Origin of the sequence: Vibrio pomeroyi, assembly GCA_041879425.1 — a bacterium.
Taxonomy (GTDB): Bacteria; Pseudomonadota; Gammaproteobacteria; order Enterobacterales; family Vibrionaceae; genus Vibrio; species Vibrio pomeroyi_A.
Map to the genome: position 1 here is coordinate 608200 of CP090855.1, position 13442 is coordinate 621641.

The 13442-nt window shown below is 40.1% G+C and carries 11 protein-coding genes and 2 pseudogenes; 3 read left to right on the forward strand and 10 right to left on the reverse strand.

Features of this window, described 5'->3' with window-relative positions:
• Positions 1 to 206: 206 nt before the first annotated feature.
• Positions 207 to 488, reverse strand: a pseudogene (locus L0992_18705) (transposase).
• A 192-nt stretch (positions 489 to 680) separates the two neighbouring features.
• Here L0992_18705 and L0992_18710 point away from each other — a divergent pair.
• Together L0992_18710 and L0992_18715 are read left to right on the forward strand one after the other, a co-directional pair.
• Positions 681 to 1880: an IS4 family transposase gene (locus L0992_18710; protein ID XGB70051.1), complete on the forward strand. Its 1200-nt coding sequence runs from the start codon at positions 681 to 683 to the stop codon at positions 1878 to 1880.
• Positions 1881 to 2237: 357 nt separating this feature from the next.
• Positions 2238 to 3875, forward strand: coding sequence for a methyl-accepting chemotaxis protein (locus tag L0992_18715; GenBank protein ID XGB70052.1), 1638 nt, complete (start codon positions 2238 to 2240; stop codon positions 3873 to 3875).
• A 119-nt stretch (positions 3876 to 3994) separates the two neighbouring features.
• On the opposite strand, the gene L0992_18720 is transcribed toward L0992_18715, so the two are convergent.
• From L0992_18720 to L0992_18735, 4 genes and pseudogenes are all read right to left on the reverse strand, one after another.
• Entirely contained in the window at positions 3995 to 4582 is a 588-nt protein-coding gene (locus tag L0992_18720) for an SAM-dependent methyltransferase (GenBank protein ID XGB70053.1), read from the reverse strand.
• Positions 4583 to 4630: 48 nt separating this feature from the next.
• Positions 4631 to 4810, reverse strand: a complete 180-nt coding sequence (locus L0992_18725) for a hypothetical protein (protein ID XGB70054.1) — start codon at positions 4808 to 4810, stop codon at positions 4631 to 4633.
• Between the two features lie 174 nt (positions 4811 to 4984).
• Positions 4985 to 5423 (reverse strand): annotated as a pseudogene (locus L0992_18730) (transposase).
• 441 nt (positions 5424 to 5864) lie between these two features.
• Positions 5865 to 6746: a LysR family transcriptional regulator gene (locus L0992_18735; GenBank protein ID XGB70055.1), complete on the reverse strand. Its 882-nt coding sequence runs from the start codon at positions 6744 to 6746 to the stop codon at positions 5865 to 5867.
• Between the two features lie 92 nt (positions 6747 to 6838).
• On the opposite strand from L0992_18735, the gene L0992_18740 reads away from it, so the two are divergent.
• Positions 6839 to 7759, forward strand: a complete 921-nt coding sequence (locus L0992_18740) for a DMT family transporter (protein ID XGB70056.1) — start codon at positions 6839 to 6841, stop codon at positions 7757 to 7759.
• Between the two features lie 204 nt (positions 7760 to 7963).
• Here L0992_18740 and L0992_18745 read toward each other — a convergent pair whose 3' ends face one another.
• From L0992_18745 to L0992_18765, 5 genes are all read right to left on the reverse strand, one after another.
• Complete coding sequence (locus tag L0992_18745) at positions 7964 to 8470, reverse strand: AAA family ATPase (GenBank protein ID XGB70382.1); 507 nt, start codon at positions 8468 to 8470, stop codon at positions 7964 to 7966.
• A 293-nt stretch (positions 8471 to 8763) separates the two neighbouring features.
• Positions 8764 to 9057 carry a N(4)-acetylcytidine aminohydrolase gene (yqfB, locus tag L0992_18750; GenBank protein XGB70383.1) on the reverse strand — a complete coding sequence of 98 codons (294 nt, stop codon included), beginning with the start codon at positions 9055 to 9057 and terminating at the stop codon, positions 8764 to 8766.
• 338 nt (positions 9058 to 9395) lie between these two features.
• Positions 9396 to 10637, reverse strand: coding sequence for an SH3 domain-containing protein (locus tag L0992_18755; GenBank protein ID XGB70057.1), 1242 nt, complete (start codon positions 10635 to 10637; stop codon positions 9396 to 9398).
• A 449-nt stretch (positions 10638 to 11086) separates the two neighbouring features.
• A complete protein-coding gene (locus L0992_18760) occupies positions 11087 to 12130 on the reverse strand; it encodes a GMP reductase (protein ID XGB70058.1) in 1044 nt (347 codons plus the stop codon).
• Positions 12131 to 13004: 874 nt separating this feature from the next.
• On the reverse strand, positions 13005 to 13442 hold the full coding sequence (locus tag L0992_18765) for a PAS domain-containing protein (GenBank protein XGB70059.1): 438 nt from the start codon (positions 13440 to 13442) through the stop codon (positions 13005 to 13007).

Consider the following 13442-nt stretch of genomic DNA (forward strand, 5'->3'; position numbering starts at 1 on the left):
TTTGATTCGTGGAATTTGATTTAAGCCCTCATTGCGTTACAGTGAGGGCTTTTTCTTGGAGCTGTGGAAATGTAGCTACATACACTGGATTTATGAAGCTTTTGGACAGAAATCACTTAGAGCTTTTACTTAAATTAGTAAAATACGAATAACTTCAAGTATGGGAAATTACGTAACTTAGTGTCCAAAATTGCTGGAGCGGATCAGGTGTAGTCAGGGGACGTGAGTGGAACATCCAATAACTCAAAAATAGAGTCGATAAAGCCTTGAAGAGTCCGTAATGGAAGAGAGAAGATGCCCTTAATCATCAAGGCAGTTGCAATCGCGGTATCAGAGTACTGAAAGCCTCTCCCACGCTTGCCATGATGGGTTTTGCATCGCCATGCATCTACGGCTGAATCATCTATCCAGAACGTAACCGAACCCCGTTTACAAAGAGCCTTATTGTACTCCGCCCAGTTAGCTATCTTCTTCTTCGCTTTACTCATGTCACCACCGTTCCAACCACTTCAAATGATCAGATCTCAGGACTTGGAAAAGGTTCAACTAATTTAGGCAACAACGCCCAATTCTTGCGAATCCCCTCATAATTAGGCATAAAAACAATGAGGTAGACGCGCATCGCCGTCTTTGATCTAATGAATATCGCTGAACACACATTTCGAACAAGTGAACTAACGATGCGCGATATTCAGATGTTACAACAAACCATACAAAACCAATGCCCCTCCATTCACAAAAAACGCGTTAGTTCTCTGATACTTGCTACAAAAAATGTACTTGACGGCTCAGACTTAACGCTGACTAAACTAGGTCGGAAACTGGAAACTAATACCACGGTAAAACATGCGATCAAACGCGTTGATAGACTGCTTGGAAATCGCCAACTACATCGTGAAAAAGACCTTATTTACAAATGGCATGCCTACTTAATAACGGGCGCTAACCCATGTCCTGTGATCCTTGTTGATTGGTCTGATGTTCGTGAACAACTTCGTTATATGACGTTAAGAGCATCCGTTGCACTTGATGGTCGAGCCATCACAATCTTTGAACAAGTTTTTGAGTATGGCCAATACAACTCACCGAAAAGTCACCAAACATTCCTCGATAAATTGCAGAGTATTTTGCCGAATAAAATCAGTCCGATCATCGTTTCTGATGCGGGTTTTAGAAATACTTGGTTCCGCCAAGTTCAGGAGAAAGGTTGGTTTTGGTTAGGTCGTGTCCGAGGTGAAGTATCAATCAAACAACCTCAAAAGCCTTGGATCTCAAATAAAACCTTTTATCCAAACGCTGTCCATAAACCCAAATATCTTGGCCACTGCTTATTAGCAAAGAGATCACCGATATCTTGTGAAGCCTATGTTTATAAGGGATTAGAAAAAGGCAGAAAAGCCCAACGCCATAGCAGAACCAGCCAAAAACACTCCGCTACACATCTCTATCAACGTAGTGCAAAGGAGCCGTGGTTACTCGCGACCAATGTCCCTAGACACATCTTAAATGAAGTACAAATTACCAACCTGTACGCCAAGCGCATGCAAATAGAAGAAGCCTTCCGCGATCTAAAGAGTACCGCCTATGGGATCGCACTTCGCCACAACAGAACTCGTTGTACTAAGCGATTAGATATCCTGCTTCTTATTGCGTTGCTCGCTGAAATCTTGATGTGGTGGAATGGCCTCATTGCAGTACAAGCCAAGTGGCATTTTGACTTCCAAGCCAACAGCATTAAACACCGCCGAGTTCTATCCATACCTCGTCTAGGAAGAGAGGTACGAAATCATCGGCGATATCAAATTAACGAATCCCAATATCAATGGGGAATGTTCGAATATCAAAGGCTCACACACAATGCAGGACTAGGGAAAATATGAGGGGATCCGTCAGCGCCCAATTTAAGCAACAAAGTCAGGGGGGATAAAGATTAAAGAGCTTCAGTTCTGTTTATATCAGTCTAACAAAGTACATTCGAACTAGGTTGAAAATACTGCTTATAGATTTTCTTTGAAAGAATATGCCTTTTTAAATATAGGTTATTAACTTAATAATCAACTGCTTTAATTATCTAATTCATCATTAACTAGGTGATTTCTTTAATTTACATTATGTACCAAACTAAACCATTAATATATGCTACTTTTATATTATAAAAATTAGGCCCTGCTAATTCTGTTTTTAAATAACAGCTTTATTCTTGCGTTGGGACGTTTTTCTGATTAGGGGATAAAACTATGATAATTAAAGAAGTTAGAAATTTATCTATTTCTGTTAGGGTTTGGGCGATTCTAGCTTTGTTGGCAATCGCTTTACTTGTAAATACTATTTTAAATATAGAAGGATCACGCCAACATGTGCGTGAGAGCTATCAAAAAGGGGTAAAGACTCTAGTTCAAAGCGCCGTTAGCGTTATTAGGCATTATGAAAATCAGAGTATAATGGGTAAATTGAGTAAAGAAGAAGCACGTACACGTGCATTAGAAGCCATCTCAAATATGCGATTTGATGGTGGCAACTATATCTTTGTAGGTAATCGAGAAGGAAAGCAAATAGCTACAGGTGTCTCCTCTCTTTTAGGTAAAAACATTATGAACCTTCAAGATAGTAAGGGGAAATATTTTGTCAGAGAAATGTATAAAATTGCGAAAAATGGCGGTGGATTCATTGATTATCATTGGAAAAACCCAGACAAGCAGACGCTAGAGCCAAAAATTAGTTATGCAATAATGTTGGAGCCTTGGGGGTGGATGGTTGGTTCAGGTGTAAATATGGTGGCCTTGCAAGCGATGACTCACCGTGCTGAGGTAACATCGATAGGTTATGCAATAGCTATTTTAGGTGCTCTCTCACTGATAGTTGGTTACTTCATCAAAACCATCACTCTCCCATTAAATCGTACTTTGGCTGCGATGAAAGCACTATCAAAAGGCGAAGGCGATCTAACGCAACGAATACCCGAAGAAGGATGTAAAGAGCTGATTTTCTTGGCTCGTTATTTCAATCAGTTTGTAGAGTCTATTCAATTAATGATGCTCGGTATTCAGGGTATTGGAACTCAAGTATCAGCGTCGGCAACTCAACTAACTGATTCGGTACACCAAATAGATGATAGTCTCAACCAACAAAGAAACGACGTGGATATGCTTGCTACAGCCATGACAGAGATGCTTGCTACCGTTGAGGAAGTTGCTGGGCGAACAGTTGAAGCAAACGAAGCAAGTCGGTTTGCAGCGCAGGAGACACAGAAGAGTTCCTCAATTATTCAAAATAATGTGATAGAAGCAAACGAAATGGCGGCAGTCATTACCTCCGCAGGACAAGCAGTCCAGAAGTTGGCGCTTGATGCAAAAAATGTTGATACGGTTCTAGAAGTTATTCGAGGAGTCGCTGAACAAACAAACCTCTTAGCACTAAACGCTGCCATTGAAGCTGCCAGGGCCGGTGATCATGGTCGGGGCTTTGCTGTGGTCGCAGATGAAGTAAGGACTTTGTCTCAACGTACTCAGGAGTCGACACTTGAGATTAAAAATATTATAGAAAAGTTGCAAGTTGGCGCTGAAAATGTCGTTACGGTAATGCATCAAGGGGTTGATAAAGCGAATAAAGCCTCAAAGCTATCCGGACAAGCAGGATGCAAGATTGATGAGAGTAACAAGCAAGTTAATAAGATCGAAGGTATGGCGCAACACATTGCAACTGCAGCTGAAGAGCAAACACTCACCGTGAACGAAATTAATCGTAACGTAGCCAGCTTAAGTGATATGGCGACTTTAGTGTCGAGTGAGTCTACCGAAATGGCCAATTCGAGCCGGGAACTTAGAGGTATCTCGGAAAATCTCATGTGTACGATTAACCGCTTCAAACTCGCATAATACAAGAATCTGGTTTGAAAAACGGAAACTTTCTCTGGCAAGAACGAATAGCAGTAGCTCATGTAACTACTGCTAATTTATTCCATTGATTATAAGAGAGCTTCAACAGGAAAATCAATCTAAACACGAACATAAACCCCTTTTTTTAAACACCGCATTCCTTTAAGTTCTAGGACATGGGAGTTATCACAAATAAAAACATGCCCTCCAGGTATAAGGATGTCATGAGCATACTTACGGACAATATCGTGATACTCATTGGTTAATGATGCGATAACAATGGCATCTAACCTACTATTGTACTGATTTAAATTAACGTGGTCATAGTTATTAAATGTGATTTTGTTTTCTATTTTTCGATTGATTGAAAAATGACTATTCTTCATTTTAACTTTGTTAGACTCTAGATATTCAGCTAATTCTCCCCGGGTGTTACTAAATAACCTTTCTTTGAAGTTCCCTTTACAGTTAATTTTTCTAAAACAATTGTTGTCGACTAAAGACATAATCCGACAAAAACCAGATGCGAACACCTCTGGCTTTTGTTCGTAATAAGAATGTAACATTGCTAATGAAAAGCTATCATAGTATTGACCTGTATCTAAACAGCAAATAAGTAAATCACTCCCTCTTACCTGTCTTTCGATCACAAGCTCACTGTAATCTCTATATAATTCAGAGTTATAGAAAAAGTTGTCAGTTACCATATTTAAACCTTGAGGTGGCATTTTAATAGATTTAAAACATAAGCGAGGTTAGCTAGTGGGATAAATTTTTTCCACAAGAGATAGATCCATAGAAAAAATAAGGTTATGTGGTAAGTCTGAATATGTTAAACCAACCTCGCCAGTCACAAAGTTAACGGACTTTGCTATATCTTCTTGAAAGTGTTCAAGTACTAGTTGCAATAAGCAATCTTTACCTAACATATCCATCAATAACTCCTTAGAGTTAGAACTGAAAATATTATATAAGTATAGATCTTATTGATGATCAATTCTGATTAGAGGTTATTTCATAAAATGCGACCTGTGCATGGGGTTTCATATGTGTTAATTTATTTGTAAACGTTCACTGGGATAATTTGATTTATTAAAAGGGGGGACGTTCTAAAGATTAAAGACGTTTGGGTACAGTTTCTTCTCAATGACTGACGTGATGATATCGCTCAACACTGACATTGCTGAAAAGCCCCGTTTTTTGGCAGGTTTCGATGAGCGTATGGGTCCTACTATGGAATTTATCGTCTGCATCCGAGGTCGTTCCGAAGCTAATTTTTCTTTGAATGACAAAGCCTCTAATACATCGCTCAGCTTCATTATTGGTTAAGGGGATTGAAGTTTGCTTAAGGAAAACCCACAAGCTCTCTCTATGTTTGAGCAGTAACTTGCATCGCCCTCGATATCGCTTGACCATAACATCTGTCCCTTAACTCAACCAATGATCGAACGATTTTTGTAGTCTGTGTATTCGCCGCAAGTACGGTGAATAATCTAATTCACCTTACTCATAACGATGCCGAGTATGGAAAATGGCGTCAGAGTAAATTTGATAAGACCCAGATGTCTCATGCTATGGATGTGGGTTAGTGATGCTCCCCGAAATTACACTAATCAAAACTACAGTTGTTAGCAAATCTAAGTCAATTCGTAATCAGGACAATAAGAAATAAAATCGGCGCTAGCTTGGAAAGGGGTAGATCTGAGCTAGCTGGCACTTTTTGAGAAAAGTGCCACGAGTAAAATTTCAGGTCTATAAAGCCTCTGGACAAAATGCGTTTGTTATCGATGCCATTTAGCTAACCTTTGGACAAAAACAAAAGCTTGTTCGCTGCTTCGGTGAGGGCGTTCATATTTATCATTCTGATAACCTTTTTGAGCTTAAAAAACGATAGTTGGTAACTCTATGTGCAGCTTGTTAAAGCTCATGAACAACAAATTTTGGTGTTTATAAATTAATTTCTCTCGATATCAACCAATTATAATTTGCTTAAGAGGTCATCTTGATAGATTTAGAAACCTCTCTGATGTACCCCAATATAACTTGAACAGCTTCGTTTGACGCACTCGTCTCTGGAGACATCATTCTTAATGAGCAACCTAAGAAAGGTGTCATTGGTTGTCGCATCACCTGCTTATTCCAATCATTAGGAAAAGCTAGCCCAGGGACAAGCGATACTCCGTAGCCTGAAGAAACAATAGAAAACAAGGCGCCGATATCAGACACCGTTGCTTTGACGTTGAGTTCTTGATTTGACTGCTCAAAGATTTGTTGTATAAACGGCTCACAGCCAGATGAAGACATGACAAAGCCTTTGTCACATAGATCAGATAATGCTAGGTTTGTGCTTGAAGATTTCCCTCGTTCTTGAATAAGATAAAACTGATCTTCAATTAGTAACTCACTACTTTTGGCTTGCAGATTGTAGGCTATGCCAATATCAGCAATCCCACTTTTAACCCACTGCTCGACTTCCTGATCTGTCCCTATTAAGAGCTTAACTTCAATATTTGGATAATTTCGACGTGTGTGAACCAAAACTTCTGGAAGAATAGCTCGAGAGACACTATTCACTGTTGCTACTTGAATCGTGCCCGAAACAACGGTCGTCGCTAACTGTAAAATATCATTGATGGCCGAAAGAGCCACATTCGCCGATTCACTCGCACTCTTGCCTGCCGCTGTTAAGGTAACACCCCGAGCTTCCCTTACCAGAATCTGTGTATCTAGAGTACTTTCTAAAGCCTTTACAGTATGGCTAATGGCAGATTGAGTAACATGCAGTTGCTCGGCAGTGCGACTAACGCTTCCTGTATCTCTAAGTGACACCAGAACTTTAAGCATTTTTACATTGATATTATATTTTTTCATATGTACATATATTATTAGTCATTTTACTCATGTCAAGCCAATCCCGTATTCTCTAAGTTAAAACGTATTGACTTAATTTGAGGCTTATTATTATGACGTCGGCTATTCATTCTATGAACACAAAAGTATGGGGCATGCTCATTTTACTCTCCATATTATGGGGCGGCTCTTTCTTCTTTGTGGGCGTAGCGGTCTATGACCTTCCTCCATTAACCATAGTGACACTTAGAGTAGGAATTGCGGCATTTACACTATGGGGGATAGCTTTGATGCTTGGCTTACGCCCGCCAAAAAGTATAAAAGTCTGGGGGGCATTCTTAGGGATGGGATTGCTGAACAACGTTATCCCTTTTGTTCTGATTGTATGGGGGCAAACGCAGATTGCATCAGGCCTGGCCTCGATTCTGAATGCCGCAACACCGATATTCACCATAGTGGTAGCAGGAATTCTATTGCCTGATGAGCGGCCAACGCCGTTAAAACTAGTCGGTGTTGCTCTCGGCTTCGTGGGTGTAGCGGTAATGATAGGCGTACCCACGTTAGGTAGAGATAGTAATTTGTTAGCACAACTTGCCATTGTTGGCGCAGCCATATCTTATGCATTTGCGGGAGTATATGGACGTAGATTCAAATCATTGGGGGCAAACCCTGTAATTACGGCGGCAGGACAGGTAACAGCTTCAACGCTTATTTTGTTGCCGATTTCGTTATTTGTTGACGGTACTATCGATGTGAGCGAGGTACACACGAGCACATGGATAGCTATATTAGGACTTGCAGTTGCGTCCACTGCGATAGCGTATGTTCTTTATTTCGAAATTCTTGAACTTGCAGGCGCAACAAACGTATTGCTGGTCACATTACTCGTACCAGTGTCTGCTGTTCTCCTTGGCTGGCTATTTCTTAACGAATCTCTCGAACTCATTCATGTTTTGGGAATGGCATTAATAGCATTAGGATTATCTGCAATTGACGGCCGCCTGTGGCATCGTTTGAAATATATCTTGTCCTAATAAGTGACATACTATGAACAGAAGTCTTAATAGTAACTAAATCAGTCACAGCAGACGTAGCTTAATCTGACAGTTAATCAACTAAGCACATATCTATTCATTATAAATGACATATTCAAAGACAGATTAATGAAACCAGGATGAATAATCACTCTATACACAATAGGGCATTTTTGATTTTCAATATGTCACTGCACCAGAGTATTAAACGCCCAACTTTTCAGTTAGTTCTATAAAGGATGTTTCGATATTCTTACCTGAAGTGTCGATTTTAATAACTTCTGTTTTCCATTCCTCATAGTGACGGTTCTCTACTTGTTGCCAATCAGGTAGCTTTAGGCTTTCTACTTCACTTTGTCGAGCGTTGACCCTTCTTTCATGCTCATCACTATCAGAGCAACTAACTTCAATATTGACGAACCTAGTACCAACACTTTCCGCGACCTCTTGCCACTCGTTTCTCGTTAGCTCAATAGGGTTACAAGAGTCAGAAATGCAGCTAATACCAAGCTCTAAATTATCTTTAATAATTCGGTAACTTAAACGATAACCTTCCCCTTCAACTTTGAAGCAACAAAGATCTCTAAGCCCTTGCTCTACAGTATCAATGCGAACGTACATCGCCCCCATTTTCTCTGCTAACAACTTCGCCAGTGTCGATTTTCCTGTAGCTGGAAGACCCGAAAATATGTATAAAATAGGTTGATTCAATTGATTTTCGCCTTTTGCATAAATTTCTTTCTGTACAGCTATTCTCTGCATTTTACGTCCAGATAATTTTAGATTCTATACAACACCCCAATTAATAACCAACAAGTAGCATTCCAGTCTAGATATCGGACTATTCAGTAAACCATAATTTCTAGGGATGTTAAAATCGGATAACATTTGATATGGGGGATGTACATTAACAGAATGTGAATGAGTAGAAGAGCTAACTGGAAAAGGGGCATTTCTTAGTTACGGGTTGCCGTGGGTGAATGTTTATACTAAGGTGCCGTGAGTTACCCAACAACTTTAAAGCTGACAAAACACAAACTAGATTCCGTTGGGTATATCTTTCGTAATAGCCATTTGAGCATAAAAACAAATGGTAAATTCTCCGCTTTGGCATGCTTTCTACAGAGCTTTTCAAACTCAACATCAACTATTTCTAGTCTACAGATTTTCCGCTCATCTTCGTGAGTAAATGCTTCAACAACCTGTCCAGGGTAATAATGGCTTTCAGATTTATCTCTAATCGTTGCAGTCTTTTTACCAGAAAGAATCTGGCGTTCTAACCTAGTAAAAAATGTTATTCTATCCAATGATTTACACCAACTCTCTCCCATGTCTTCCAAGTTTACACCAGCATTAAATGAATGGGCAATAAGCTCTTTCTTTTTTAAGCTTCAACCTAACCCAATGGACTAGTGAGGAAAATAATCGGGGATATTTTCTGTGTCGCATAACTTTTAGTATGGAAAAAGTCCATGAACAGGATATGAATGAGTGAAAGGTCTACCAAATAATGGGGCATTTGCGAGCTACGAAATACCAACTGTCACGATTCTGGACAAATGAGTTTGGGTATGCAAACTAAAACTGATAAGTCGAATTAGTTATGTTGCAGCCATAGTCGTTTGTTCGGGCTCTTTTACCTAAACCGCTTAAGGTATCTAGTGTTCACCCATCCTGTAACCTGTAATCCCGACTCTTGATCTATCCATTCAACTAGAGACCAATTTTTGTCTTTACGAATGATACTTACAACATAACCATGGTGAAAATACCCTAAGATCGCTGATTTAATAGAAGACTTAGCACGAACATTTAAAGTATCAGCGGAAACATATCGTAGTGTACTTAGAATCTCACGGTCAGGTGCTGACGATACTACTTGTTGATTCACTGCTTTGTTACGTAACCTTTTATCTGACTGTAGATATGCCTTAATGTGATAATCAGCTATAGGAGCCAAAATAATACTTAACATCACTAGGATTAACGGAAAAATATAGCTAACAATAAGGTGTTGTAGCTTAGGTTCTTTTAATGCTTTAATTTCCAGTAAGATATTATTGAGAAGGCTTTCTAAATTTTCAGATTCTGAGTTAGCTGAACTTACCAGTATTTCGGAAGATATCTCATTGATTGTAGCTTCAGTAACTTTCGTTGACCGCATTGCTGCATCAAATAACTCAACCTCAGCCATCTGCTTCAATATAGCTAAGGACGAATTCTGTTGAAACAAATTGACAGGGTCAATGATGTTAGCCATTGTTGCTTGGAATTGCTTCATTGGATTAGCAATAGCTTCCATCATTTCACGATGTTCTTTTAAAGGGTCTGGAAATGATAGAGTCATTGCACGCAACTCTTTCATTGGGTCAACTAAAGCAGCCATCATTTCTCGGTGCTCTTTTAAAGGGTCTTCGAATGATGACGTTAATCCATGTAAATTTTTCATTGGGTTAACTAAAGCTTCCATCATTTCACGGTGCTCTTTTAAAGGGTCTTCGAATGATGATGTTAGCCCATGCATATCTTTCATTGGATCAGCCAAAGCTTCCATCATTTCACGGTGCTCTTTTAAAGGGTCTTGGAATGATGATGTGAGCCCATGCATATCTTTCATTGGATTAGCCAAAGCTTCCATCATTTCACGGTGCTCTTTTAAAGAATCTTGGAATGATGATGTGAGCCCATGAATATCTTTCATTGGATTAGCCAAAGCTTCCATCATTTCACGGTGCTCTTTTAAAGGATCTTGGAATGATGATGTTAGCCCATGCATACCTTTCATTGGATTAGCCAAAGCTTCCATCATTTCTCGATGTTCCTTTAGAGGATCATTTCTGATGATCTTGAGATTATCGAGAGCTTGCTTTTGACTCACATTAACACCTTAAGTTTTGATAGCACATACAATATATCGTATCAGAATCTAAATTTTTTTCTTGAACACCAACGCTTTATAGACAAAATTGCGGTTATTCACTATGAAACGCTACCAGTATCAATCTGTTGTGTAATTCGAAAGAGAATTTCGGGATTAAACTACGGAAATTTTCCGTATAACCCTCAGATGTATGGATTAGATTAATTTGGTCTATTCTAGCGCATTCTCTGCACTCATTTCGACGGGCCTAAAAAGCTTTGGGGCAATAATGCGTTGGGTGAACGCCTAACATTGAAACAACTCAGACACCTTATTTCACCCACCTTTTTTAAAGGATTTGATCGGTGAAGTAGGCTCTCCATCAAAAATTTCTTTATAAGTCCCAGACAAAAAAAGAGCCGCTAAAAAGCGGCTCTTGATTTTTAAACTATTCGAATTCGTTCAGATTACTCTTTACCGAATACGTTGTTCTCTTGCTCTTGTACACGGATGAAAGTCGTACGCTTAGTTAGCTCTTTAAGCTTTGCTGCGCCTACGTATGTACAAGTTGAACGTACACCGCCAAGGATGTCAGAAATTGTGTTGTGAACTGAGCCACGGAACGGAAGAAGTACAGTTTTACCTTCTGCAGCACGGTACTTAGCAACACCACCTGAGTGCTTGTCCATAGCCGACTGTGAAGACATGCCGTAGAACTTCATGTATTGCTTACCGTCTTGCTCTACTACTTCACCGCCTGACTCAGAGTGACCAGCTAGCATGCCGCCTAGCATTACGAAGTCAGCACCGCCGCCGAACGCTTTAGATACGTCACCCGCACATGAACAGCCACCGTCACCGATGATCATGCCGCCAAGGCCGTGTGCCGCGTCGCCACACTCGATGATTGCTGAAAGTTGAGGGTAACCTACACCTGTTTTAACACGAGTAGTACAAACTGAACCTGGGCCGATACCAACCTTAACGATGTCTGCGCCCGCTAGAATTAGCTCTTCAACCATGTCACCTGTTACAACGTTACCAGCAGAGATAACTTTGTTCGGGAATTCTGCACGTACTTTTTGTACGTACTCAACTAGGTGCTCTGAGTAGCCGTTAGCGATATCAATACAGATAAATACGAAGTCTTCGCTAAGTGCCATGATTTGCTTAGTCTTCTCAAACTCAGCTTCAGATGTACCTGTTGATACAAATACGTTGTTCAGTGTTTTCTTGTCTGCTGTTTTAGCGAACTCAGCCCACTGCTCTACTGTGTAGTGCTTGTGTACTGCAGTCATTACACCGTGCTCTGCTAGAGCAGCTGCCATTTCAAAGCTTGCTACCGAATCCATGTTAGCTGCAATTACTGGAGTACCAGACCATTGACGACCGCTATGCTTGAATGTAAAATCGCGGGTTAATTCAACTTGAGAACGGCTTTTAAGGGTAGAACGCTTCGGACGGAAGAGTACATCTTTGAAACCTAACTTAAGTTCTTGTTCGATACGCATGGTGTTTTCCTTGATTCATAAAATTATGTGTCTCTCGCGAAATGCGTAGTAAAACCGTTGGCAGACGAGTTTACTTTTCTTCGGACACAAAAAAACCGGAGCGTTGGCAGACGCTCCGGTTTTCAGCATTATAGGTCGTGATTTAGTAACAGCAAGTCTGATATTTCATTTTTTTTTGTGCTATCCTCTCGAAGATTCCATATCTGGTAAAACCTCCCAAGTAACACTTTCCTACTAAATTCTTACTAATTAATAACTTAGCGAACCAATCACGCAAACGCTGTCGGTTTATTGCGCAATCGTTTTCCTCTCTTTTTTACACAATATCGCCTTCATTAAGCAAATATGTGAAGAAAGTGCCTCGAGATCACATAAAAATCACACTTTTCTCCAACAAAAAAATGCCTTTTTTCTTAAATAAATTCGATTTTTTTCCAAATTATTTCTGTTTTCGACCAAATTCGGCAAACTCATCGTGCTGTTGGTTAGCATCAAGTATGAGAAACACGCCTCAATCGGCTAGATCTTGAAGGCAAGGTTCATTTGGTTTCGACAATCCAAAGTTCGACCTCTATTAAAAGCCACCTAAAACAACAAAATTTATAAACTACCAACAACCGAGAGCATGCTTCTTCATCACCTTATTGCTCTTCAATTTAGATTCAAGAGCAATAAGGTTCGAACAAAGAGAGTTCGCTAAGCTGACAAACAGAGTAAATGGTGGAGATTTGTAGTGAGCAGACGAAAAAGATCGAAGCCTTTAAGGTCAATTAAAGAATAGAAAGCAAAAAAATGGCTAAGGTGATTTACCTTAGCCATTTTTATTCGATGTTTGGATTGCTCTTCTAAAGCTCTTTAGTCATCGCAAGATGGGTTAGCTCTTTTGAGACATCAGCGCTTCTGCCGTTGCATCCTGAATAGACAGGAACAGTGAGGTAACTTGGCCTGTTGGCGAGCGCATTGGGTTTAGCGTGACGTTCTGATACATGAAGTCGGCTTGTTGAGTTACAGGCCTAACGTTACGACACTTAAACAGATAAGGCCTTTGTTGCCATGTAATGAAGCTGCGACAGCCTAGGTCATAAACGGGCTTGGTTTTGAGCCTAAACCACTCTTCAGGAATCTCAGGGAACAATTCAAAGATAGACTTACCAATAGCATCATGCGATTGCTTACCGCTATGGTGCGTCATGAAGCCATTCCAAACTTGTACCTGAAAGTCACGGTTAATGACCACCAGCCCCATATCGACGTTTTGAACCATGTCCACCATCCAGTGGAACTGTTCAAATTCAGCAGGAAGATTCAGCAT